Origin of the sequence: Acinetobacter sp. WU_MDCI_Abxe161, assembly GCF_025514355.1 — a bacterium.
GTDB lineage: Bacteria > Pseudomonadota > Gammaproteobacteria > Pseudomonadales > Moraxellaceae > Acinetobacter > Acinetobacter pittii_E.
In genome coordinates, this window is record NZ_JAHPTU010000001.1 from 316,084 (window position 1) to 341,466 (window position 25,383).

General features: G+C 38.8%; 21 protein-coding genes and 1 pseudogene. 9 read left to right on the top strand and 13 right to left on the bottom strand.

What is annotated here, in order from left to right:
- Nucleotides 1-63 precede the first annotated feature (63 nt).
- Nucleotides 64-144: pseudogene (locus KTI78_RS17650) on the top strand (PilZ domain-containing protein); the annotation flags it as partial.
- A gap of 29 nt (nt 145-173) precedes the next feature.
- Here KTI78_RS17650 and KTI78_RS01535 read toward each other — a convergent pair.
- Entirely contained in the window at nt 174-1,082 is a 909-nt protein-coding gene (locus KTI78_RS01535; RefSeq protein ID WP_262444984.1) for a DMT family transporter, read from the bottom strand.
- Nucleotides 1,083-1,089: 7 nt separating this feature from the next.
- The gene (locus KTI78_RS01540; protein WP_262444985.1) at nt 1,090-1,578 is read right to left on the bottom strand and encodes a YaiI/YqxD family protein; all 489 of its coding nucleotides are present in this window, start codon (nt 1,576-1,578) and stop codon (nt 1,090-1,092) included.
- A 245-nt stretch (nt 1,579-1,823) separates the two neighbouring features.
- On the opposite strand from KTI78_RS01540, the gene KTI78_RS01545 reads away from it, so the two are divergent.
- A complete protein-coding gene (locus KTI78_RS01545; RefSeq protein ID WP_016140237.1) occupies nt 1,824-2,765 on the top strand; it encodes a hypothetical protein in 942 nt (313 codons plus the stop codon).
- A gap of 238 nt (nt 2,766-3,003) precedes the next feature.
- On the opposite strand, the gene serC is transcribed toward KTI78_RS01545, so the two are convergent.
- On the bottom strand, nt 3,004-4,083 hold the full coding sequence (gene serC / locus KTI78_RS01550; RefSeq protein ID WP_262444986.1) for a 3-phosphoserine/phosphohydroxythreonine transaminase: 1,080 nt from the start codon (nt 4,081-4,083) through the stop codon (nt 3,004-3,006).
- A 385-nt stretch (nt 4,084-4,468) separates the two neighbouring features.
- Between serC and KTI78_RS01555 the strand changes: the two genes are divergently transcribed.
- Genes KTI78_RS01555 through KTI78_RS01570 form a run of 4 tightly spaced genes read left to right on the top strand, consistent with a single transcriptional unit; the run spans nt 4,469 to nt 9,318 of the window.
- The gene (locus KTI78_RS01555) at nt 4,469-5,956 is read left to right on the top strand and encodes a TolC family protein (RefSeq protein WP_262444987.1); all 1,488 of its coding nucleotides are present in this window, start codon (nt 4,469-4,471) and stop codon (nt 5,954-5,956) included.
- Between the two features lie 12 nt (nt 5,957-5,968).
- The gene (locus tag KTI78_RS01560) at nt 5,969-7,090 is read left to right on the top strand and encodes an HlyD family secretion protein (RefSeq protein WP_262444988.1); all 1,122 of its coding nucleotides are present in this window, start codon (nt 5,969-5,971) and stop codon (nt 7,088-7,090) included.
- Nucleotides 7,091-7,093: 3 nt separating this feature from the next.
- Nucleotides 7,094-8,224 carry an ABC transporter permease gene (locus tag KTI78_RS01565; RefSeq protein WP_239967146.1) on the top strand — a complete coding sequence of 377 codons (1,131 nt, stop codon included), beginning with the start codon at nt 7,094-7,096 and terminating at the stop codon, nt 8,222-8,224.
- Entirely contained in the window at nt 8,221-9,318 is a 1,098-nt protein-coding gene (locus tag KTI78_RS01570; protein ID WP_224991525.1) for an ABC transporter permease, read from the top strand. The genes KTI78_RS01565 and KTI78_RS01570 overlap by 4 nt, the downstream gene beginning before the upstream one ends.
- A gap of 45 nt (nt 9,319-9,363) precedes the next feature.
- On the opposite strand, the gene gyrA is transcribed toward KTI78_RS01570, so the two are convergent.
- The 4 genes from gyrA to xerC form a co-directional block, all read right to left on the bottom strand.
- Nucleotides 9,364-12,078 (bottom strand): DNA gyrase subunit A, encoded by a 2,715-nt coding sequence (gyrA, locus tag KTI78_RS01575; protein WP_016140231.1) that lies wholly within the window; start codon nt 12,076-12,078, stop codon nt 9,364-9,366.
- A gap of 366 nt (nt 12,079-12,444) precedes the next feature.
- Nucleotides 12,445-13,377, bottom strand: a complete 933-nt coding sequence (locus KTI78_RS01580) for an electron transfer flavoprotein subunit alpha/FixB family protein (protein WP_016140230.1) — start codon at nt 13,375-13,377, stop codon at nt 12,445-12,447.
- Nucleotides 13,378-13,394: 17 nt separating this feature from the next.
- On the bottom strand, nt 13,395-14,144 hold the full coding sequence (locus KTI78_RS01585; protein ID WP_016140229.1) for an electron transfer flavoprotein subunit beta/FixA family protein: 750 nt from the start codon (nt 14,142-14,144) through the stop codon (nt 13,395-13,397).
- 461 nt (nt 14,145-14,605) lie between these two features.
- Nucleotides 14,606-15,493: a tyrosine recombinase XerC gene (gene xerC, locus KTI78_RS01590; RefSeq protein ID WP_262445026.1), complete on the bottom strand. Its 888-nt coding sequence runs from the start codon at nt 15,491-15,493 to the stop codon at nt 14,606-14,608.
- A 166-nt stretch (nt 15,494-15,659) separates the two neighbouring features.
- Between xerC and KTI78_RS01595 the strand changes: the two genes are divergently transcribed.
- Nucleotides 15,660-16,283 carry a LysE family translocator gene (locus tag KTI78_RS01595; RefSeq protein WP_262444989.1) on the top strand — a complete coding sequence of 208 codons (624 nt, stop codon included), beginning with the start codon at nt 15,660-15,662 and terminating at the stop codon, nt 16,281-16,283.
- Between the two features lie 80 nt (nt 16,284-16,363).
- On the opposite strand, the gene dapF is transcribed toward KTI78_RS01595, so the two are convergent.
- From dapF to KTI78_RS01615, 4 genes are all read right to left on the bottom strand, one after another.
- Nucleotides 16,364-17,209 (bottom strand): diaminopimelate epimerase, encoded by an 846-nt coding sequence (gene dapF / locus KTI78_RS01600; RefSeq protein ID WP_016140226.1) that lies wholly within the window; start codon nt 17,207-17,209, stop codon nt 16,364-16,366.
- A gap of 5 nt (nt 17,210-17,214) precedes the next feature.
- The gene (gene lysA / locus KTI78_RS01605) at nt 17,215-18,465 is read right to left on the bottom strand and encodes a diaminopimelate decarboxylase (protein WP_262444990.1); all 1,251 of its coding nucleotides are present in this window, start codon (nt 18,463-18,465) and stop codon (nt 17,215-17,217) included.
- A gap of 22 nt (nt 18,466-18,487) precedes the next feature.
- The gene (gene lptM / locus KTI78_RS01610; protein ID WP_016140224.1) at nt 18,488-18,709 is read right to left on the bottom strand and encodes an LPS translocon maturation chaperone LptM; all 222 of its coding nucleotides are present in this window, start codon (nt 18,707-18,709) and stop codon (nt 18,488-18,490) included.
- Nucleotides 18,710-18,849: 140 nt separating this feature from the next.
- Nucleotides 18,850-20,256 (bottom strand): amino acid permease, encoded by a 1,407-nt coding sequence (locus tag KTI78_RS01615; RefSeq protein ID WP_016140223.1) that lies wholly within the window; start codon nt 20,254-20,256, stop codon nt 18,850-18,852.
- Between the two features lie 488 nt (nt 20,257-20,744).
- On the opposite strand from KTI78_RS01615, the gene radA reads away from it, so the two are divergent.
- Nucleotides 20,745-22,133, top strand: coding sequence for a DNA repair protein RadA (gene radA / locus KTI78_RS01620; protein ID WP_262444991.1), 1,389 nt, complete (start codon nt 20,745-20,747; stop codon nt 22,131-22,133).
- Nucleotides 22,134-22,215: 82 nt separating this feature from the next.
- Nucleotides 22,216-23,205: a Tim44 domain-containing protein gene (locus KTI78_RS01625; protein ID WP_016140221.1), complete on the top strand. Its 990-nt coding sequence runs from the start codon at nt 22,216-22,218 to the stop codon at nt 23,203-23,205.
- A 57-nt stretch (nt 23,206-23,262) separates the two neighbouring features.
- Here the strand turns inward: KTI78_RS01625 and epmA are convergent, their stop codons facing one another.
- Both epmA and KTI78_RS01635 read right to left on the bottom strand, forming a co-directional pair.
- Entirely contained in the window at nt 23,263-24,237 is a 975-nt protein-coding gene (epmA, locus tag KTI78_RS01630; protein ID WP_262444992.1) for an EF-P lysine aminoacylase EpmA, read from the bottom strand.
- Nucleotides 24,234-25,301: a 4-phosphoerythronate dehydrogenase gene (locus KTI78_RS01635; RefSeq protein WP_262444993.1), complete on the bottom strand. Its 1,068-nt coding sequence runs from the start codon at nt 25,299-25,301 to the stop codon at nt 24,234-24,236. Before KTI78_RS01635 ends, epmA begins: the two co-directional genes overlap by 4 nt.
- Nucleotides 25,302-25,383: the final 82 nt, after the last annotated feature.

The following is a 25,383-nucleotide window of genomic DNA, read 5'->3' on the forward strand; positions in this document are numbered from 1 at the left end:
ATGCTGTATTAAGGTTTAAAAATCAGTAAGTTCTGACTTATCCTTAACAATCCTAATATGATATTGCTGCGCTATTTTCTACTACTTAAGTTAGGAGATCAATTTGATCATGCATTTCGCTACGAATTAGAACAATTTAATGAATAAGCTCAACAAATTACCCAAATCTTCTCCTATTTAGACTTCATATGTTGAGCAAAGTTCCGGTTTGCTTGAATGTCTTTATAGAAATATAAAAAGAGTCCAGACAAGATAATGAAAGCACCGACAAAAACCATAATTGAAAGCTGCTCATGATTTAAAGCTGCCCCAATTAACATAGCGATCATTGGCGTAATTACTGTCGTTAGAGATAAAGTCGTTGCCTGAATATTTTGTATAAGTTTGAAATAGCAGAACATGGCAACCAGTGAGGCCATAAGTACCGTATAAATTAAGGCAAATAAAGACTTGGCTTCTGGTAAATGTGTCGGTGCATATTGCCAAATAAATGGGATAAAACAACTAGCAAAAATAGAAGAAACTAAAATAGAACCTGTTGCCTGAGCCATCGGCTGAATTTGTGCATTAACTTTCTTAACCCAGAAAATTGAAAAAGAATAAACAAACACACTGATCAGCATAAGAACAATACCAAACGGATGCACATGCTGATTTGCACCACTCAAACAAATAATAGCTAAACCACTGACCGCAATTGCCATGCCCAACCATTGCAGCTTATAAAGTTGTTGGCCAAATGCAAACCGACCAATAAGCCCCGCCATAATAGGTGCCAAACCAAACATAAGCGCAATCATGCCTGAACTTAAATATTGGGTCGCGGCATAGGTGAAAATTTGAGAACCAATTAAGCTAAAAGAACCAGCTATATAACTATGTACTGCTTGCCGATGAGTCGGAAAAGGTGTTCTTAAAATTAGCAATATGATGACTGCCAAAGGCAATGCAATAAAAAAGCGTAATAACAATGCCCACATCAGATGTAGATCTGACACACTCCAGACGATTGCCAAAGGAGTTGTTGCCCAGATAAACACTAACAATGCATAGGTTAAAGCCAAATTGGTTTGCGATGGCATGTGATGCTCACTTAGCTGTTTTACGTTTTTGCTTTAAAATCGTTTGATCTAATGAACTTGAAAATTCACGTTTATCTCGTTCGGAAATAGGAGGCGGTCCACCAGTTTGCACACCCGCGCCACGAAGCGTGTCCATAAAATCACGTAGATGTAAACGTGCTTTAACATTCGCAGTTGTATAAACTTCACCACGCGGATGAATAGCCACTCCGCCTTTCTCTATCACCTGAGCTGCCAGTGGAATATCCTGCGTAATGACAATGTCATTTTCAACCATACGCTCGACTATTTCTTTATCTGCCTGATCGGCGCCGCTTAAAACCTGTATTGATTTAATGCGTACAGAAGGCGTAATCCCAACATTTTGATTGGCAACAAAAATAACTTCTAATTGATAACGATCTGATGCACGTAAAATTACTTCGCGTAAAATTTTTGGTAAGGCGTCTGCGTCTACCCATAGTTTAAATGGCAGCAAGTTATTCTCTATTTCCACTAAAAATATTAGTCTAACAGATGCTTTTCTAAGGTGAGTAGAAATAAACATTAAACTTATTTTTAATTTCAACATTGAAGTTTTTATAGATTAGGTTTGTTTTTAATTTATCAATAAAAGTAGTATTTCTCTTTAAATGACTAAATACGCGCTTTTACAAGAGAATTTACATATGGTGACTTGAAAAATAGCAAATACCCTCGATTTAATATAACAAGTAATGTGAACCCAACAGCATCGTGCTTATGAAAAATCAAAACAGTCCAGAAGTTATTAAAGTAAATGACCAAAATTTTGGTAGTCATGGAGAACATTGGAATCTATTGACGTCCCATCCCGAAACAGATGTACCAAAATGGTTAGGACTGGCACTTGATGCACCTGTAATGCCAATGGGTTTGTGTGAACATGAAGAAGACATGGACCCATCTTTTTGGCTTATTCAAGGTCCACAAGATCAAAAGGTTACCATCAACCAAATTATTGCTGTTGAAAACCAAAAACCTCGCGCGCTTAAAACAGCCTTCCCAAGTTTTGAAAGTCCATATCAATATAATGCGAAAATTGAACGCATCATTACTTGCGACTCTGCGACACAAGCCGTGTTAAGTTTAAGACTAAATAAAAATACAACTGTTTATGCGTTTGATAATTTATTTAGTGTTAACTACTGTCAATATGACAAAAATCAAAACTATCAAGTCCAATTTAATGCATGGGCATATGAATTAGAACCTGTTCCAGCAGGCGAAAAAATTATTGTTGATGATCCTGCTTCTATTAAACATCACCGTGCATTAAATGCAATTTTGACTGAACATAATGGTGTTGCTCCTGAAAACCTACAGGAACTCATTAATGAGTGGCAACCAAAAACTCCAGAAGATCAAGAACCTGTAACCGTTGATTTTTCTAAAATGGTTGCTTATTTATACGGTGAAAATCTTGGTCAAGAAGATGAAGCATGGTTCCAAGGTAATATTGTTGGCAAAACTTCTATGACGTTTATGGGGGAAGAATATACCCTTTATGATGTTACTTTGGTTTTAGAAGATGATCTTCCTGCCATATTAGTGCGCATTGCAACCAAAAACGATTTGTATAAAAACTTTAATATTGGCGAATATATTCGCGGTAATATCTGGATTCAGGCGACTATTTGTGCTAAAAAGGGTGAAACTAATTGAATTTCACTAATATTTTAATAATTAGGTTATTGAATGAAGATTATACCCGAACAAACTACCAGCCTCATTCAATCCAGTAGCCTGCGTGTAAAGGTCGATACTGGTGCGTTTTGCTTTTTTGTCTTGGGTATGTTCTTAGCTGCCATATTCATGCACCAGTTTGGTTTAGTGCCTTTTTAATTTATAACTTCTTCAATAAATAAAGCCCTCATTTGAGGGCTTTATTTATTTGTTTTGCTTAACCATTACGCTTTGCAAAATCATCCATAAAGTTGATTAAAGCCTGTACACCTTCTAATGGTACGGCATTATAAATACTTGCACGCATACCACCTACAGAACGGTGTCCAGCTAAATTCAACAAGTGATTAGCTTCCGCTTCTTTTAAGAATTGCTTTTCTAAAGCTTCATCTGCCAAAGTAAACGGTACATTCATAATTGAACGGTTTGGAATGGCAATCGGGTTATTGTAGAAATCACTTGAGTCGATATAACCATAGAGCAATTGAGCTTTTTCAAGGTTCACTTTATGGATCGCATCTACCCCACCCTGCTCTAGCAACCACTCAAATACTAAACCAGACAAGTACCATGCATAAGTCGATGGTGTATTTACCATAGAACCATTTTTGGCTTGGTCAGCATATTTTAAAATGCTTGGAATTTCTGGTTTAGCTTGATCAAGTAAGTCATCACGAATAATGACAATTGTTAAACCAGCAGGACCAATATTTTTTTGCGCACCAGCATAGATTAGACCAAACTTGGTCACATCTAATGGAGCAGATAAAATACTTGATGAATAATCACAAACAAGTGGCGCTTTTACATCAGGAATTCCTGCGAACTGTAGACCACCAATCGTTTCATTATCTGCATAATGTACATAGGCTGCTTCATCAGACAAATTCCATTCGCTTTGTTCGGAAATTGCGAACTTGCCGTCTACTTTAATACCAGCTTCTACAACATTAATATCGCCATAACGTTTTGCTTCTTTTAACGCTTTTTCAGACCAGATGCCAGTATGAATATAGTCGGCTTTACTGTTCTTACCTAAAAGGTTTAAAGGAATCGCAGAAAATTGTAATGACGCACCGCCTTGTAAAAACAGTACTTTATAGTTTTCTGGAATATTCATTAACTTGCGTAAATCTGCCTCAGCTTTTTCAGCTACAGCAACATAGTCAGCACTACGGTGACTCATTTCCATGATGGATAGACCTTTACCTTGCCAATCCAACAATTCTTGTTGAGCTTTTTCTAAAACGGCAGTAGGTAATGCAGCAGGACCAGCACAGAAATTGTACGCGCGCATGATTTTTCCCTTGTATAAAGTCAAACACAATAAAAATGGCATTTAACCACAGATTGCTTAAGCTTGCAGCAGCTTCTCAAGTAAATATTTCAATGCTGGACTGTATTTAGGTTTATTTTTTCAATTATTGTGGCAGTTATTTCTTTAGCTTAAATGACCACCTTCCCTCATTTAAAAAATTTTTAAGCAAAAAGATCAACTTGACTTGTGATTATCATTTCACATACCTTGATAGCTATTACAAAAATATTGGCTTAGTAAATTCAATAATTAAAGGAGCTAAAAACCGCCATGTTTTTATACAAATGTATAATAAACAAGATGATAATTGAATTTAATAACAAGAAATTTAAACTATAAGGGATGCCAAAAATTGTTATTTAAAATGCCAACACATCGATATAGACAGTCTATTTTTCCCTTTCCTTTTAAACCAAAACATCTTGCTTTGGCTTTAAGTCTTTTTTTTACTAATCATTTATATGCCGAAAGTTTAAGTTATGCCGAAGCAGAACAACAAGCTTTGAAAAGTTCATATAGTACTCAAGCCAATCAAGCATTGCAGCAAGCGTCTCAATTAGAAGCTGAAGCAGTCAAGGGCCTCGGATTACCTCGAGTTGATTTAAATGTCAGAGCATATGCTTTTCACAGTGAAACAGATGTACCTCTGGGTTCTTTTAAACAAAAACTTGAGAATGATTTAAGCCAAGGGCTAAATGATAAACTTTCACAGTGGAACAATGTCATTCCATCAGATGTGCTGGGGCAAGTCCAGGAAGGCGCAAACCAAACTATCCATGATGGTGTAAATCGTTTTCCAAATTATGCAAATCTGACCATTGAAGATCAGGTTGTACGCCCTTCTATTTCAGTTGTTATGCCACTCTATACAGGCGGCTTAACCAGCAGTGCTAAAAAAATAGCAAATATCCAAGCACAGCGTTCGGAACTTTCAAGCCAACAACAGCAAGATATACAGCGATTTGAAGTTGTACAAAGTTATTTCAATGTTCAATTACAACAGCAATTGGTAGCAAGTAGCCTATTTAACTTTAATGCTATGCAAAAACATTACAGCAATGCCCTAAAGCTCGAGCAACAAGGGTTTATTAGCAAAGGGCAACGCATGCAGTTTGAAGTAGCGCGTAATAATGCGGAACGTACTTTACAAAATGCTCAAGCCAACTTAAATGCCAGTCGCTTTAGCCTTAATAATCTTTTACATCAACAAAATAATGTGGATTTAAGTACCCCATTATTTGTAAACAATACACCAAGCCAAACTCTAGAATCACTTTTAACCAGTTATTCGCAAAAATCTAGCTTAGTACAAAAAATGCAAATGGATACTCAGCTGGCTAATGTAAATATTCAAGCTCAACAAGCTGCAAAAAAACCAAGTCTTTTTGCCTTTGGAGAATATGCGCTTGATGAAAATGAAAACTGGATTGTGGGTGTAATGGCAAAATACAATCTATTTTCTGGTGTAGACAAAAATAAGAATATTCATGCCGCCGAATTAAAGCGTTACGCTTCTGAACTCATGACTGAACGAACCAAACAAGAGATCGAAGCTCTTTTGAATAAATCATATAACGAGCTTAACTCTGCTCAGCAAAGTCATCAGCTTTTACAAAGAAACGTAAATGCTGCTCAAGAAAACCTACGTATTCAAGAACTTTCTTTCCGCGAAGGAATGGGCACAGCAACCCAAGTGATTGATGCGCAAAATGCATTAAGTGCGTTAAAAACTGAAATGGCTTTAAATGCTTATAAATATGTCATGTCACTTGCAACTTTACTGCAAAGTCATGGCTCAATTGACCAGTTTAAAGCTTACGTTAATCAACCACATACCGACTATATTCGTTAAGGGGAGTATAAAATGAATCAAGACTCAGCTCATTCAGAACAAGATTCTCCTGCTGCGAATACGGCAGAAAATAGCCAAGCTCCAAAACATGATCAAGCTAGTGATCAGCAAGAAACAAATACAAATAAAAATGACACCAATCCTCCTAAAAATTCCAAAATCAAACTGATTATTGGCCTGATCATCATTGCCTTATTAGGTTTAATTATTTTTGGTCTATGGAAAAGCTATCAGCCGAAACCTATTGAACTACAAGGCCGTGTTGAAGCTGAAACTATTCACGTAAGTACAAAAGTTCCGAGTCGTATTGAAGAAATTTATGTACAAGAAGGCCAGAAAATTTCCAAAGGTCAGCCACTTGTTCGTTTGATTAGCCCTGAAATAGAAGCTAAAAAGCAACAAGCCTTGGCTACCTTACAATCAGCTTTAGCATTTCAATCTACGGTCGATCGCGGTTCTCAACAAGAAAATATCGATACCCTTTATGCCAACTGGCAAAGCACCAAAGCGCAAGCAAATCTTGCAAAAACCACTTACCAACGTGGGGAAAATTTATATAGACAAGGGGTAATTTCGCGTCAAAGACGAGATGAAATGCTCGCAGCACAGACCTCTGCTCAAGAATTAAGTGAAGCCTCTTATCAACAATATGCTCGTGCAAAACGTGGAAGTACCAGCCAGCAAAAATCTACAGCAGATGCACAAGTTGAAATTGCAAAAGCTGCGGTAGCTGAAGCAAAAGCTTTAGAGGAAGAAACACGCTTACTCTCTCCGATTTCAGGTACAGTTTCAAAAACTTACGGTAAGCCTTCTGAATTAGTCGCTATGGGTGTACCTGTTGTCAGCATTTTAGAAGATGATGATTTATGGGTAAGTTTAAACGTCGGTGAAAATCAATACGCCTCTGTTTATAAAAACAAAACCCTTGAAGGATTCATTCCGGCTCTTAATCAGAAGGTAAATTTTAAAATTAAGAATATTGATGCTGAAGGTGAATTTGCCACCATTAAAACGACTCGCCAAACCGGAGGCTATGATATTCGTAGCTTCAAATTACATTTGGTGCCTGAAAGTCCTGTCAAAGATTTAAAGGTTGGCATGAGCGTTCTATTTAAAATTAAAGAAGAAAAATAAAGCATGTTTGCCAGTATATTACGTGAACTAAACTATCTAAGAAGCAATAAATGGGATTTGTGTATGGTGACACTTATCCCTGCTTTTATCATTTTTATGTTTAGCAGCATGTTTTACGCAGGTAAAGCTGAACATTTACCGATTGCAATTATTGATCAGGACCAAAGTGAACTTAGCCGTAATATTGAAAAATATCTTTCTTTAAATCATACGGTAGATATTAAGACAATTACGGCAAGCTCTACTGAGGCTGAACAATTACTTAATGAAACCAAAATATGGGGTTATGTTTTCATTCCAGACGGCGCTGAAAAACGTTTTGTAAAAGCGCAAGATGCTCAAATCAGCATTGCATTTAACCAGTCTTTTTTTAGTGTCGGGAACACGATTTCCTCTGCAATGCTGGTCAGTACACTCAATGCTTTAGCAGATTATGCAGGTCAAAGTTATCTTGCAAATAGTATTCCCTATTTAGATGTACCTACCGCTCATGTCAAAATCTCAACGCTTTACAACCCAAGCATGAGCTATGAATTTTATTTAGAACCTTTCATGGTTCCAGCGGTATTACACTTATTATTATGTTGTTGTGTTGCCTTTGCTATTGGACAAGAACTGAAACGTGGCACGTTAACAACATGGGTAAACCGAGAAAGTTTTGTTCAAGGCTTATTGGCTAAAAATCTGCTTTATAGCCTTATATTTTGTGCGTGGACATGGCTATGGATGTTCTGGCTAATTGAAATCCGTGGCTGGTTCGTAGCAGGTTCTCTTAGTCTATTGCTATGCGCACAGTTCCTACTTTATTTTGCTTATGCTTTGATTAGCAGCACGGTCATTCTTGCGACCAAAAATTTAAGTAAAACTTTTGGCTTTATTGCAGTCTATGGCGGGTCTTCTTTAAGTTTTGCAGGCGTCACGCTACCTTTGAATAATGCCCCTATTTTTACCAAGTTTTGGTCACTCATTATTCCTTATACTCCTTATGCCAAATTGCAAACCGAACAATGGGTGATCGGCAGTCCAGTTTTTATTTCTATGATTCCTTTTTTAATACTCTTGGGTTATTGCCTGATTTATTTCTTTTTAAGTTGTCTATTACTTAAAAAATTAGTTCAGGGAGCAACCCAATGAAAGAATTCTTAAAAGCGTATGGGCAAACATTTAAAGATATTGTAAGTAATAGCTCAGTTTTCACGACTCTGATTTTATCGGTCATTCTTTATAGCTTTTTTTATCCTACTGCCTATAAAGCTGAGCGTGCAGAATCTATTCCTATTGTGATTGTTGATGAAGAGCAAAGCCTCTTAACTTCTCAATTAATCGGCCAAAGTGCAAATAGCCCGCATGTCCATATTGTGACCGTTACAAGCAATTTTTTACAAGCTGAACAAATGGTACGTGAGCAAAAAGCTGATGGTATTTTACTTTTACCAAACAACCTAACTCAAAGCTTACGCCGAGGAGAAACTGGTGGAATTGGCTTATATCTAAGTACAACTAACTTTTTAAAAACTAAAGAAATTGGTTTAGGTCTAGCAACCTCAATTGAAGCTACATTAAAAGAATATATTGAAAAATTCGGACAACGCACGCATTTCCAACCAGCGCTTTCTATTCATCAAATACCGCTATTTAATCCACTTTCAGGATATGGAAGTTATATTTTTCCGGCTGTAGCATCGTTAATTATTCATCAAACGATTGTGCTCGGTTTAGCAATGCTAATTGCAAGTTACCGTGAACAACATGAAAAAATTACAACTGTTCGCTTTGCTGGAATTTTCGCAAGTATATTGACTATTGGCTGCTTAGGCTGTTTTTATCTTTTTGGTTTTACTCTGTGGTTCAATGACTATCCACACGGTGGAAATTTTATAGGTCTACTCATTGCTGTCCCAATTTTTATTAGTTGTGTGATTGGACTAGGTATGTTGATCGGCTCACTTTTAGATATGCAAGAGCGTGCCGGACATATTATTGTGTTTAGTTCAGTACCTTTATTCTTACTCACTGGAGCTGCTTGGCCTCATCAAGCAATGCCTGAATGGTTACAATGGTTGGCGTGGTGTTTACCTTCCACACATGCGGTACAAATGTTTGTGCAACTTAACCAGATGGGTGTTCCCTTAGCGACAGTTGTACCGAAACTGATTTTTCTTGGAACCATTGGATTATTATTGGGAAGCTTAGCCTATTATCGGATTGTTAAAAAAACGTCTTTATAAAATAAAAAAAGGAAGCTTACGCTTCCTTTTTTATTTAATTTCTACTTACTCTTCTGACACATCGTCATTCGTAGAAACTGCATCTTCACCATCTACATCTGAAGTATCAACTTCTCCTTCGAGAAACTCTTCTTCATCTTCAACAGCTTCAATAGACACAACGCCCACTAGAGTTTCTTCTTCGCTTAAACGAATCAGACGTACACCTTGTGCATTACGACCAGTCATTGCAACTTCTGCTGCGCGAGTACGAACTAATGTACCGCCGTCAGAAATAAGTAACAACTCTTTGGTTTCATCAATAGAAACTGCACCAACAAGCTCACCGTTACGTTCGCTTGTCTTAATCGCAATGACACCCTTACCACCACGTTTCTTGGTTGGGAAGTCATTTACAGGAGTACGCTTACCATAACCGTTGGCACTTGCACACAGTACTTCACCTGTCTCAGGTACAACTACAAGCGATACGATACGGCTTACTAGATTTAGATCTGCTGAATCTTCACTATCATCAGAATCATCATTTTCAACTTCCGCATCTTCTTCGCTTAAGATACTGCTTGCAAAGCTTACACGCATACCACGAACACCTTTCGCGGTACGACCCATTGCACGCACATCAGTCTCAGCAAAACGAATTGCCTTACCTTCGTTCGAGAACAACATGATTTGCTGATTACCATCAGTAATCGCAACACCAATTAAGGTATCTTCTTCATTGAGTTCAATTGCGCGTAAACCATTTGAACGGATATTAGCGAATTGCTCTAAATCAACACGTTTAACCGTACCTGACGCTGTCGCCATAAATACGTAATGGTTTTCCGGGAACTCAGTTAACGGCAAGATAGCTGTTACTGTTTCATTCGCATCTAAAGGTAACAAGTTCACAATTGGACGGCCTTTGGCACCACGTGATGCTTGAGGCACTTCAAACACGCGAAGACGATATACTTTACCTACATTGGTAAAGCAAAGCACAGTCGCATGGTTTGAAGCCACAATGAGATGTTGAATAAAGTCATCATCTTTCATTGAGGTTGCAGACTTACCACGTCCACCACGGCGCTGAGCCTGATAGTCTGAAAGTGGTTGAGTTTTTGCATAACCTGTTTGTGATACTGTTAATACAACTTGCTCTTCAGGAATTAAATCTTCACGGCTAAAATCAATACGTGATTCAATAATTTCAGTGCGACGTCCATCACCATACTGTTGTAGTACAAGTGCTAACTCTTCACGAATTACAGCCATCAATAAATTGAAATCATTCAAAATTGCCGTAAGTTCAGCAATTTGACCTAAAATTTCAGTATATTCTGCATGTAATTTGTCTTGTTCAAGACCAGTTAAGCGATGTAAGCGTAATTCTAAAATTGCACCTACTTGTGTTGGCGATAAGCGGTAAATCGACTCAGTTAAACCAAATGGACGATCTGGGTTTTCACCTTCGATTTCATCTGGACGAACAGAAATAGCACCCGCTTTTTCAAGTAATGAAACAACACCACCACCTGCCCACTCACCCGCAAGTAAACGCTCACGCGCTTCAGCAGGATTAGCAGAAGTTTTGATGGTTTCAATAATTTCATCGATATTGGCTAAAGCAACTGTTAAGCCTTCTAAGATATGGCCACGTTCACGTGCTTTACGCAGTTCGAACATAGTACGGCGTGTCACAACTTCTTGGCGGTGACGAATAAATGCCGCAATAATATCTTTCAGATTCATCAATTTTGGTTGTCCATTGTCTAGACAAACCATGTTGATGCTGAATGAGTTTTCAAGCTGGGTATTTAAGAATAAGTTATTTACAACCACTTCAGCGTTTTCGCCACGCTTTAAGTCAATTGCAATACGCATACCTTCTTTGTCAGATTCATCACGAAGTTCTGAAATACCTTCAAGTTTTTTCTCTTTCACTAACTCGGCAATACGTTCAATAACCCTTGCTTTGTTTACTTGATATGGAATTTCAGTAAAGACGATGGTTGTACGACCTGTCTTTTCATCTTCTTCGAAATGGTACTTACCACGAATGTGTAAACGACCTTTACCTGTACGGTAGGCATCAACAATGCCTGATTTACCGTAAATAATACCGCCTGTAGGGAAGTCAGGACCAGTAATGTATTCCATCAATCCTTCAATAGAGATATTCGGATTGTCAGCATAGGCCAAACATGCATTCACAACTTCTGTCATGTTGTGTGGTGCCATGTTAGTTGCCATACCTACGGCAATACCAGCAGCACCATTAATTAACAAGTTAGGAACACGTGTCGGAAGTACCTGAGGAATACGCTCAGAACCGTCGTAGTTGTCTTCCCAATCAACCGTGTCTTTTTCTAGATCTGCAAGAAGCTCGTGTGCAAGCTTAGTCATACGGACTTCGGTATAACGCATCGCAGCTGCACTATCACCATCAATCGAACCGAAGTTACCCTGACCATCTACCAATAAATAACGTAAGCTAAAGTCCTGAGCCATACGTACAATGGTTTCATAAACAGCTGAGTCACCATGAGGGTGATATTTACCGATTACGTCCCCAACAACACGTGCAGATTTCTTGTAGGCTTTGTTATAGTCATTGCCCAATTCGTGCATGGCATATAGCACACGACGGTGAACAGGTTTAAGACCGTCTCTCACATCCGGCAATGCACGAGATACGATTACACTCATCGCGTAATCTAAATATGAATGCTTGAGTTCGTCCTCAATGGCAATCGGTCGGATTTCCGATACGCTCATGCATACTCCTTCTTACAGATAGAAATTTCCATCTGCTTATATGTCTTGATCTTGCAAAAAATTTAGTTCCGGAAACTGAACTAAAATCGAAAAAAATATAGCTGTATACTATAGCATAAAAGCACTTTGTAATGTGCGGAATCTACACCGCCAATCTAGTGATATTTGTATAATTTAATTGCATATTATTCTTATCATATCGATATAACGAGCATCTTCTCATCTTCGTAAAACTATGTGATTTTTATTCTATAAAAATCAAACCTCAAATGAGCTAAAAGTCTCACTTATACATTTCAGGACACTACCCACAATAAAAAAACCCCTAGTAAAAACTAAGGGTTTTTTAACTTTAATCGATAAAGATTAAAGTTTAGATACCAATTCAGGTACTACAGTGTTCAAATCACCAACTAACCAGTAGTCAGCAACACTGTTGATTGGCGCTTCTTCGTCTTTGTTGATTGCAACAATAACTTTAGAATCTTTCATACCAGCTAAATGCTGGATCGCACCAGAGATACCTACAGCAACGTAAAGCTCAGGCGCAACGATTTTACCAGTTTGACCCACTTGGAAGTCGTTAGGTACAAAGCCCGCATCAACTGCTGCACGTGAAGCACCTTGTGCTGCACCAAGCTTGTCAGCTAATGGATCAAGTACTTTATGGTAGTTCTCACCAGAACCTACACCACGACCACCAGAAACTACGATGCGCGCTGCAGTTAATTCTGGACGGTCAAGTTTAACGATTTCTTCAGATACGAAGTTAGAAATACCTGCATCTTTTACTTCGCCAACTGTTTCAACCGCAGCTGACCCACCTTCCGCAGCAACTGGATCAAATGCTGTACCACGAACAGTACCAACAATGATTGCTTCGTCAGATTGAACAGTTGCAATCGCGTTACCAGCGTAGATAGGACGCTTGAATGTGTTTGCAGATTCAACAGAAATAATATCTGTGATCATGCTCACATCAAGAAGAGCAGCAACACGTGGAAGAATGTTCTTACCAGTTGTTGTAGAAGCAGCTAATACGTATTTGTAACCTTTAGCCAAGTCAGCAACTAAGCCAGCTACGTTTTCAGCTAACTGGTTTGCATAAGCAGCGTTGTCAGCAAGTAAAACTTTGCTTACACCAGCAACTTTAGCAGCAGCATCAGCAACTGCTTGAGCACCAGAACCAGCAACTAATACAGTAATATCACCACCGATTTTTTGTGCTGCAGCAACAACGTTTAAAGTAGCACCGTTAAGTACTTGGTTGTTGTGGTCAGCGATAACTAAAATACTCATGATTTTATCCTTCCGTATTAGATCACTTTCGCTTCATTTTTCAATTTTTCAACAAGCTCATCTACAGATTTCACTTGTACGCCAGCTTTACGTTCTGCCGGAGCTTCAACTTTAACAGTTTTAAGCTTAGTACCAGCTGTAACGCCATAATCAGCAGGAGATTTAGTATCAAGTGGCTTCTTACGAGCTTTCATGATGTTAGGCAATGCTGCATAACGTGGCTCGTTCAGACGCAAGTCAGTTGTGATGATTGCAGGAAGTGTAAGTTCAACAGTTTGTAAACCGCCGTCAACTTCACGAGTTACTTGTACTTTACCGCCATCAACTTTCACTTCAGAAGCAAATGTACCTTGACCAGCACCTAGTAAAGCACCAAGCATTTGACCTACTTGGTTAGAGTCATCATCAATTGCTTGTTTACCAAGAAGGATAAGTTCTGGTTTTTCAGCGTCAACAACACCTTTTAAAATTTTAGCAACTTCTAAAGCGCCAATTTCATCAGTAGTTTCAACTAAAATACCGCGATCTGCGCCTAGAGCCATTGCAGAACGGATTTGTTCTTGAGCTTCTTTAGGACCTACAGAAACAACAACGATTTCTGATACTGTTCCTTTTTCTTTTAAGCGAACCGCTTCTTCCACTGCGATTTCACAAAATGGGTTAATTGACATTTTAACGTTAGTTAGGTCAACCCCACTATTGTCCGGCTTAACACGAACTTTAACGTTGGCATCAACCACGCGTTTTACAGCAACAAGAGCCTTCATGTAATCCTCGGCTGTTCTAGCAAAAGTAAATGTTGAGAAAAGTATATTAACTCTTCAATTAAAATTTTTTAGGTACCCTATCTTGCAATGTGTTTGGCATTTCGGTCAAGTCACAATTTTCTGGAACAGCACAAAAAAAATGAAATCATCAGTTCATAAAAAAAATTTAGACTACTATTAAAAGCTATTTTATTCTTTTTAAACTCTATTTTATACATTGATTTTTATTATCTTTTTATCTTATTTAGCATAATAGCTAGAAACATAAGATTACGTTTAAAAACCTTAAATTCAAGGTTTTTTAGACTCAGTCGTCGACAAAATATGCAAAGATCAAAATGGTCAATTAGGCTGTTTTAGCTATTTCTATTAAACAAATTTGTAAAAAAAGACAAATGATCTCTACATTCCTCTAAAACTTCCCAATTTAATTATCTTTTTATTCGGTCTATTTTTAACTTTTAGTTTTTATGTGCCCTTGGATGGGCTTGATCATAAACTTGCGCCAAATGATCGAAATCAATATGGGTGTAAATTTGTGTCGTAGATAAATTACTATGACCTAGCATTTCTTGTACCGAACGCAAATCACCGCTACTTGATAGCATATGGCTAGCAAAACAGTGTCTCAGTAAATGCGGATGTAAATCGACATTTACACCAGCCCGTTGAGCTTGAAGCTTTACTCTTTTTTCGATTTGCCTTGGGGTGAGCGCTCCGCCTCGTAAAGAAATAAAGACAGAATCGTTTTGATCAAAATACCCTTTCCAAATTTTGTAAACTTTCAACCAATTCAATAGGCTTTCTTTTGCCTTTTTTCCAAACGGTACAATACGGGTCTTATTTCCTTTACCTGTAATACGTACCAGTTGACGATTAAAATCTACATCTTTAACTGTTAAACCCTGCAATTCAGCCAGACGTAAACCACTTGAGTAAAGTAACTCGAGCATGGCTTTATCTCTTAACCATAATTGCTGATCAACGGGTTTTTCAGGCATAGGTTGATCTAAAATTTGATTGACTGTTTCTATGTCGATCATACCCGGCAAAGGTCTAGGTTGACGCTTTAATTTAAAATCGTCAGTCGGATTAATTTCTAAATATTTACCTTGTTCCGCCCATTTCATGAACTGACGAATTGAGGTGAGATGACGTTGCATACTGCTTGAACTCAACTGATCTTGCTCGACACGCTGAGCCAAATATTCTCTTAAATCTGAAGCTTCAATATTTTTTAAATCTAGTTGTTTTTGTTCACAGAACTCAAGAAAGCTTTTCACATCTCTTTCATAAGCCGTAATTGTATGCTCAGACTGGTTCTGAATTTTTCTTTCTTTTAACCACATCGAGAGCAGTTGTAATGCAAAATCCAAATTGCTCTCCATTTATTTACTCATTTTTTTGAGTGTACCAAAAACTATTGAATCAGGAAAATTTGATAGCACACAGCATAACGATGAATAACCTTATATATTACAATTCACCTCAAGTATTTGTCGGAAATCTGCTGTCATGACCACCATACTTCTTCCTTACTTAATTGCGATTACATTACTTACTCTTACCCCTGGTCTGGATACGACTTTAATTATTCGCACCGCTACACTGGAAGGTAAATCTAAAGCATTTCAAACAGCAGTAGGTATTAGCCTTGGCTGTATTGCATGGGGAATTGTGGTGGCTTGTGGTTTAGGGGCTTTACTCATGGCATCTGATTTAGCTTTTAATATTCTAAAATGGATGGGAGCAGCATATCTCGCGTGGCTGGGTTTAAATATGATTTTAAAACCCCGAAGCCAACTTGCAGACACACAAGAAAGTCATTCAAATCGCTCTACTTCAGAGAATTGGTTCATTAAAGGTTTTTTAGGTAACTTACTTAACCCGAAAGTTGGGATTTTTTATATTTCATTTCTTCCACAATTTATTCCGCCGCAAGCATCGGCTGTGACTTGGGTGATGGGACTTGTGATGATTCATGTGGTGATTGGAATAGTATGGTCAATTTTATTAATTTTAGCCATGCAACCACTATCACGTTATCTTAAGCAACCCAAATTTGTGCAATATATGGACCGGATTACGGGCAGTATTTTTGTGTTGTTTGCTTTGAAATTGGCTTTGAGTAAAAGATAAATTCAAATATTATTCCGCATACAAAAAGCCTCTTTTATCACTTTAACTGATGAAAAGAGGCTTCTTTTTAGGTCATGCGATTAACCTTGGAAATAACGTAAATCCAAACGCCCGTCATATACATGAGTTGTCGGGCCCGTCATCCAGACCACATCACCTTCTTGCCATTCAATTTGTAACTTACCACCAGCAAGTTCAACTTCAACTGAGTTAGCAAGTAAACCACGACGCATACCACTGACCGCAGCAGCACAAGCGCCTGTACCACATGCAAGTGTTTCACCTACACCACGTTCAAATACACGTAAACGCACATGTTTTTCATCAATAATTTGCATGAAACCAGCATTCACACGTTCAGGGAAACGTTTATGTGACTCAACTTGTGGACCAATACCAGCAACATCTGCAGTTAATACATCTGGAACAATAGTGACAGCATGAGGATTACCCATATTGACCACATCAATACTGATGTTTTGGTCGTTGGCTAACTCAAGTGTATATAAAGCTTCTGGTTGTTCAGCAATAAATGGAATTTCATTCGGCAAGAATTTTGGATAGCCCATATTCACACGAACCCAACCATTTTGCCCCAGTTCAGGTTTTACAATCCCAGCTTTGGTTTGAACAGTAATACTCGTTTTTGTTGTTAAATGGCGCTCATGTACAAAGCGAGCAAAACAACGTACACCGTTACCACATTGTTCAACTTCAGAGCCATCAGCATTAAAAATACGATATTTAAAATCTGCTTCCGGTAAATCTGGTGGTTCAACAATTAAAAGTTGATCAAAACCGATGCCAAAATGACGGTCAGCTAAGCGTTGAATTGTTTCTGTATCCAAATAGGCACGTTGGCTGATCAGATCAACCACCATAAAGTCATTGCCTAGCCCATGCATTTTAGTAAATTCTAACAACATTTCATTTACTCCTCAGGCAACAATCTTTCTTTTTCCCAAAGCGACTCAACCGTTTCACGCTCACGAATTAAATGAGCTTTGTCGCCAGACACCATCACTTCTGCAGCACGTCCACGTGTGTTGTAATTTGAACTCATGACAAAACCATAAGCGCCAGCACCGAGAACAGCTAACAAGTCATTTTCTTTTAAAGCCAATGAGCGATCTTTACCGATAAAGTCGCCTGTCTCACAAATTGCACCAACCAAATCCCAAGTTTTTTCTTCAGCATCTGAACTTGGCACTACAGGTTGAATATCCATCCAAGCTTCATATAATGCAGGGCGAATTAAATCATTCATTGCTGCATCAATAATGGCAAAGTTACGGTGGCTCGTTGGCTTGAGCAAATCCACTTTGGTTAAAAGCGCACCTGCATTTGCACTAATGCTACGGCCCGGTTCCATATAAACCTTGAGACCTAACTTTTGTAAAGCAGGTTTCATTGAGTTGGCATATTCTTCAACACTTGGCGGTGTTTCATCTTTATAACAAACCCCTAAACCACCACCGATATCAATATGTTTAAGATTGATACCAAGCTTTTTCAATTCTTCGATCATTACCATGACACGATCTAAAGCATCAACGAATGGTTTGGTCTCGGTCAATTGCGAACCGATGTGGCAGTCAATACCAATGATTTCAAGATTTGGTAAAGATGCAGCATATTGATAGGTTTCATAAACGGTATCACTTGGAATACCAAATTTATTTTCTTTTAAACCTGTTGAAATATAAGGATGAGTTTTTGCATCTACGTCTGGATTTACACGTAAAGAAATCGGCGCTTTTTTGCCTAGACGAGCTGCGACTTTTTGCAGACGGTCCAGCTCTGCATAAGACTCTACATTAAAGCAAGCAATACCTACATTTAACGATGTTTCGATATCGGCTTCGGTTTTACCTAAACCAGAAAAAACAACTTTAGATGCATCTCCACCCGCTTTTAAAACACGTGCTAGTTCCCCACCCGATACGATATCAAAGCCAGCACCAAGTTTTGCCAATACATTCAAAACAGCTAAATTTGAGTTAGATTTCACCGCAAAACAGATTTGATGATCAATAAAATCAAAAGCACGGTCCATATCTAAGTAATGTTTTTCAAAAGCTGCTTTTGAATAAACATACAAAGGTGTGCCAAATTGCTGCGCAAGCTGCTCCATAGAACATTGCTCTGCATGCAATACTCCATTAATGCGAGTGAAACTCATGAATGTGTCCTTATTTCAAAGCTTAAGGTGATGTTGTTTGGGTTGGGGCTGATGCTTCAACTGACTGTTCAGCTTGTTCATCCTGTTGCACAACTTGTTTCTGTTCTTTATTACGATAGAGCAAGTATTTCGCACGTTTGTCATAATTCGGATCAGAAGGTAGCTGTAATGCTCCTGACTGACCACAAGCGCTTAGCAAAATACTGCTGCTCAATAAACTGATGAGGCAAATGACACGACGCATCTGAGCACCTGATTTAAACAATTCGATGCAGTATACCGTGATCATGCAGGCGGCTAAAGAGTAAACTTAAAGAGAAAAACAATATGCATAAAAAACGCCAGCTTTTCAGCCAGCGTTTGATCATAACCAAATAAATTTAATTACTTTTTATGACGCGGTTTATAGAAGAAGAAATAACCAATGATCAAGATAAGAAACCAAATTGGGCTGACTTTAAGTGCTTTGAACGTATCTGGTTCTAAAGACAACACGTAAATCATGCCAATAAAGAAAATAATCGTGATCCAACATGTAAATAGACCACCCGGTAATTTAAATGTTGATTTTGCATGTAGCTCAGGACGCGTCGTGTAGTAACGGATATAACTCCAGATAATGAGTAACCACACGCAAATGAACAAAATCGTTGAAAGTGTTGTTGCGAGCGTAAATGCTTCAACAGTATTTGGTACAAAATACTGTAATGCTGCGCCTAACAATAAACACGCAGCAGAGAAATACAATGCATTTGCAGGTACTGCACGTCTGTTCAATTTACCAAAAGCTTTTGGTCCCTGATCTTCACGAGATAAACCAAATAACATACGGCTTGTTGAAAACACGCCACTGTTCATTGACGACATCACTGATGACAACACCACCAAGTTCATCAAAATTGCTGCTGCAGCCACCCCTGCTTGACTGAACAAGTTTACAAACGGGCTGATTGCTGGATCAATTTTATTCCATGGTGTTACTGACATTACAATCAACAATGCCAATACGTAGAAAATAATGATACGAATTGGAATTGAGTTAATTGCTTTTGGTAAGTTACGTGCTGGATCTTTCGTTTCGGCAGCTGTTGTTCCCACAAGTTCTACACCAACGAAGGCAAAGATCGCGATTTGGAAGCCTGCCAAGAAGCCATGCACGCCTGTTGGGAAGAAACCACCATTTGCCCATAGATGAGTAAATGAAGCAACTTCACCTGTAGTCGAAGTAAAGCCTGTAAAGATCATCCATAGACCCACAGCGATTAAAATAATAATCGCAAGAATCTTAATGAGCGCAAACCAAAACTCTAATTCACCAAATAGACGTACAGTTAATAGGTTTAAACCCATAATAAATACAATGGCAGCAACACTGATCATCGCCCCCTCAACAGGTGTGAAAGGCAGACCATTATTGAAGAACTGTAAGTAATAGATAATTGCAGAGAGGTCAGCAATACCAATCGTGATCCAACACAGCCAATAGGTCCATCCCACAAAGTAACCGGCCCATGGACCAATTAAATCTGTAGAGAAGTCAATAAATGATTTATATTCAAGATTTGAAAGAAGTAATTCGCCAAGCGCACGCATGACAAAAAACACCATCACACCAATAATTAGATAAATGAATAAGATCGATGGGCCAGCAAGACTAATTGTTTTGCCTGATCCCATAAACAATCCTGTACCAATTGCACCGCCAATCGCGATCAGCTGTAAATGCCGATTTGAGAGGCTACGATGGAGCTCACCATGTTCATGAGACTCACTCAGATTTTGATTCGACATCTTATTAATACACTCCAGTAATTTTTTTTAGTCCGTTAGCTAAAATCAAAAAGACGATATCGCACCATTTGCAGGTATCTTTTAAATGTATATTTTTTGACAATTTTTCAGCTAACCGATTTTTATCTGTATTGCTGATGATTTCAAGCTACATACAATTAAATCTGATAATACGCACAAGCCCATAGCAATACAACGCACTTTACGGTCTAAAAACATGACTTGAACTGGTCTGATTTTTAAATTAAAAAGACAACTCAATTTGATTGTTTCTCTAATTTTCAATTTCATTTCAGTCCTTCATCTGTTTATTAAAAAACACCCTGCTCGATCTTAATCTTTTAGATTAGTTAACACATGACAAAGACCTGATTTTTACGTTGTTTTAAATTAAGCAAAATGTATTCCACTTCAAAACTGATTCTATATTTTGGTTTTGTTATACTCCGTTTCTACTATTAATTAAGAAGTTTTCAACTGAATCAAATATGAGCAAAGTCAAAACTGTTTACCGTTGCGAGCAATGTGGGGCCGATCATCTTAAATGGGCTGGTCAATGCTCAGAGTGTGGTGAATGGAATTCTCTGACTGAAGTCAAACTTGAGCCGACCACTGCTCACCGTGCACGTCCAAAAATTGGAGGCTATGCCGGTCAAGTCGCGAATATTACAACATTAAATAAAGTTTCAGTTTCGCATGAAACCCGCTTACCTACAGGGATTAGCGAATTTGACCGTGTACTTGGTGGCGGTTTGGTGACAGGTTCTGTTGTGCTGATTGGTGGTGACCCTGGTATTGGTAAATCGACCATTCTTTTACAAACCGCAACTCATATGGCAAGCGCAAAAAGCTCTGCGCTTTATATTACCGGTGAAGAATCTTTGTCTCAGGTTGCGCTTCGTGCTCAACGCCTTGACTTACCTACTGACCAATTAAAAGTCATGGCGGAAACCTGTGTAGAACGAATTTGCGAAGTTTTAGAACAAGAAAAACCTGTAGTGGCTATTCTAGATTCGATTCAAACACTTTATACAGAAACCCTCCAATCTGCTCCGGGTGGTGTTTCACAAATTCGTGAATCTGCCGCTTTATTAACCCGCTATGCAAAAAATAGTGGCACGGCACTCTTCATTGTTGGTCATGTGACTAAAGAAGGTGCACTAGCAGGCCCACGTGTTTTAGAACATATGGTGGACTGCGTACTTTACTTTGAAGGCCAATCAGACTCTCGTTATCGCATGATTCGTGCAGTTAAAAACCGTTTTGGTGCAGTGAACGAACTTGGCGTATTTGGCATGACTGATAAAGGCCTACGTGAAATTGCCAACCCTTCTGCCATTTTCTTAAGTCGATATGATGAAGCGATTCCCGGTTCAATTGTTATGATTAGCCGTGAAGGAACTCGCCCGCTTTTAGTTGAAGTACAAGCGTTAGTTGATGATGCTCAAGGACAACCACGACGTGTTGCTTTGGGTCTTGAGCAAAACCGTTTAAATATGCTGCTTGCTGTAATGCATCGTCATGGCGGTGTTCAAACTACTGGACAAGACGTGTATGTCAACATTGTAGGTGGCTTAAAAATTACCGAAACAGGTTCTGACTTGGCTGTCTTACTCGCATGTGCTTCAAGTTTGCGCACTAAAGCGTTGCCTCAACAGCTTGCAGTTTTTGGTGAAGTTGGTCTTTCTGGTGAAATTCGCCCAGTTCCTAACGGACAAGAGCGTTTAAAAGAAGCTGCAAAACATGGCTTTAAATATGTCATTTTACCAAGAGGAAACGCCCCTCAAAAAGCAATTCCGGGCGTTCAAGTCATTGCCGTTGCCCGCTTGCATGAAGCGTTGACCGAAGCGATGCAACTCAGTGATGAATTGACATAAAAAAACATACTTTTAAGGTTGAAATTTAGAGTAAATACCTGCATAAATACTATTACAAATTAACTTTAAACAGGAATTTCCTATGGAAGTACACCAGCGTGGCTTGATTACCGGTATTTTAATGGCTGCTTTAGCAATTTCTCCTCTTGCTGAAGCTAAACGTGCAGGTGGTGGTAAAAGCCACGGTATGGCACGTTCTACTACTTCAAGCCAGTCTTATCAACAACCTCGTCAAGTGACTCCTGCTCAACAACCTGCTACGGCACCTCAAAGATCAGGTCCAGGCGTAGGTTCAATGGTTGCGGCTGGTGTAGCTGGTGCTGCCGTAGGTGCTGTTGCAGCAAATGCTTTAGCTGATGACAAATCAACATCAACTGAACAGCAAGCAACACAACCTGGAAATGAACAAGCTGCTCAAGCCCAAGAAGAGAAAAAAGGTGGAATCCCTGGCTGGATTTGGGTCTTACTTGCCGCAGCTCTCGCTTTCTTTGTATTCCGTAAATTGGGATCAAAAAAAAAATTAGCGGGTAACAACCCTTACGCACCAAATAATGACGGTCAAAACCCATTTGGCCGTTCTGCTGCACCACAAGCTGCTCCACGTAATGCTGGAGATAATACAAATATCTTTGGTCAATCTGTGGGTGGCGGTGCAGCAACCCAAGCGCCTTTTGGTGGTGCAACAACGAGCAATGGCAATCAACTTCCAGATGGTACTGAGCCTGCTGCGTTCTTGCGTATTGCACGTCAACGTTTTAATCACATCCAGTCGATGAATACTGCAAGTAACATTGAAGAGATTCGCCGTTACTTAACACCAGAACTTTATAGTTCTATGTATAACGACATTATGGAAAACCAAGATCAAGACGTTGCTGAATTTAGTAACTTGAATGCGATGGTTGTAGACAGTGCGACTGAAAATGGTCAATACGTAGTAAGCGTACGCTTCACTGGTACAGTAAGTGAAGATTTAAACAGCTTGCCACAACCGTTTACTGAAATCTGGCACTTTGTTAAGCCAGTTGGTTCTCAGCAAGACTGGGTCGTTGCTGGTATTCAACAAGCTTAATTTGAATCCGTCTTAAATAAAAAAGCCACAATATTGTGGCTTTTTTATTTGTCAGTTTTAGGCAATTTCTGCTGGAAAGGTAACTACTTTTTCAATTTTGACCTGATCTGTGGCAACCATGAGTAAACGGTCTACACCTAAAGCGATACCAGAACATTCCGGCATATGAGGTAACGCTGATAATAAATGTTCATCTAATGGCATGACATGAAGGCCTTGTTTAGCACGCTCTGCATTGTCTGCTTCAAAGCGTGAACGCAACACGTCTGCATCAAGTAATTCATCGTATGCATTGGCAAGCTCTAACCCTTCAATATAAACCTCAAACCGTGCTGCAACCTCTTCCCCATCTTCATCTAGTTTCACTTTCGCCAAAGAGGCCATTTCTGGCGGAAAGTCAGTTAAAAAGACAGGCGCATCAAAACCTAAACTTGGCTCAACAAAATGAGAAAACAACAAATCCATATAAGCTAAACGGTCATCGCCTAAATCAAGATTTAACCCCACACGATTTGCCGTATCTTTGAGTTGCTTTAAAGTGGCCTGCAACGGGTTAATGTCCAAGCGGTCCTGAAAAGCATGTTTATAACTTAAAATAAACGGACGAACTTCACCAAAACGGTGCTGTAAACAGGTTTGCAATAAATCAGCGGTTTCATGCATTAAAGCTTTTAAGTCTAGACCCGGACGATACCATTCAAGCATGGTAAATTCACTATTGTGTTTACGCCCGTGTTCATCGTCTCGGAAAACCTTACAGATTTGATAAATTGGCCCGCTGCCACTTGCCAGCAAACGCTTCATGGCAAACTCTGGTGACGTTTGTAAATATTGAGTTCGCAATTTGCCATTAATATGACGTAAAACCTGAACAGAAGCTAAATGTACATCGGTGACACCTGCTTGTGAAACAATGGGTGTTTCGACTTCCATCACATCACGTTCAGCAAAAAACTGACGAATTTGAGTGTAAAGCTTAGCACGAGCCTTTAAAGCATCAATTGAACAAGTAGGTTGATAACTTAAACTCATGCCTGTAGTCCCCCATGTGCTGCCCATTCACGGCGCAGCGGATAATTCTTACGTAATAAATCAAATGCTTTTTGCTCTACTTTACCATCTTTAATGCAGGCACGAATGTTGACATCATCTTGAGCAATATCATAAATCTGAGCTAATTTTTGCTTTAACACTGCTTTTAAATCATTTCCTGAAAAATAGTCGTCACATACAGGCAACTGAGTTTCGAAACGTTTATTTATATCGAATCCAAACTTTTGGCAGAACGCTTCATAAATCATTTGCGTACCGCGTGCCTTACCTTCCAAGCTATAACCTGCAATATGCGGTGTTGCTAAAGCCAACATATCTATAAGTTCCTCAGAGATGACGGGTTCATGTTCAAATACATCAAGCACGACTTTACGCTGAGTACGTTGAATGTCTTCGATTAAAGCGGCTTCTTTAACGACTGGGCCACGTGCACTATTAATTAAAATCGTGTTCGGTTGAAGCGCTGCAAAAGCTTTTTCATCAAACAGATGATATGTGGCATGTTCATCATTTTTGGTTAAAGGTACATGTATTGAAATCGCATTGGCTTGTTGCAACAAAGTTTGAAAGTTTACATTTTCAATTGAATCTAAATGCACATATGGGTCAAAACCAATCACATTCCAACCAAGTAACTGGGCCATATAGGCCAAACGCTTACCGACATTTCCAAGACCAACAATGCCTAGCGTAAATTTTTCTTGTGGTTCTAAAAGGCTCTCATCTAAATGAAGTAAAGCAGTAATGACATATTCAGCCACAGCCTGTGCATTACAACCTGCGGCATTGGCCCACGTAATACCTTGTTTTTCTAAAGCCGCAATGTCTAAATGATCAGTGCCGATTGTCGCGCTGCCCACATATTTTAATGCTGTGTTTTCAATTAAATTTTCATTCACTGCGGTGACTGAACGAACTAATAATGCTTCAGCATCTTTAACATCTGCATGAGTTAAAGTGCGCCCTGCTTTGTGTTGAATATCGCCAAACTCAGAAAAAAAGTAATCGGTAAATGCCAAATTTTCATCTGCGACGATTTTCATTGTCTGCAACCCATAGCTTATAAAAACGTTATTATCCTTTGAGTTGTAGCAAAGCACAATGTTAATGCCTTTAAATTTACGA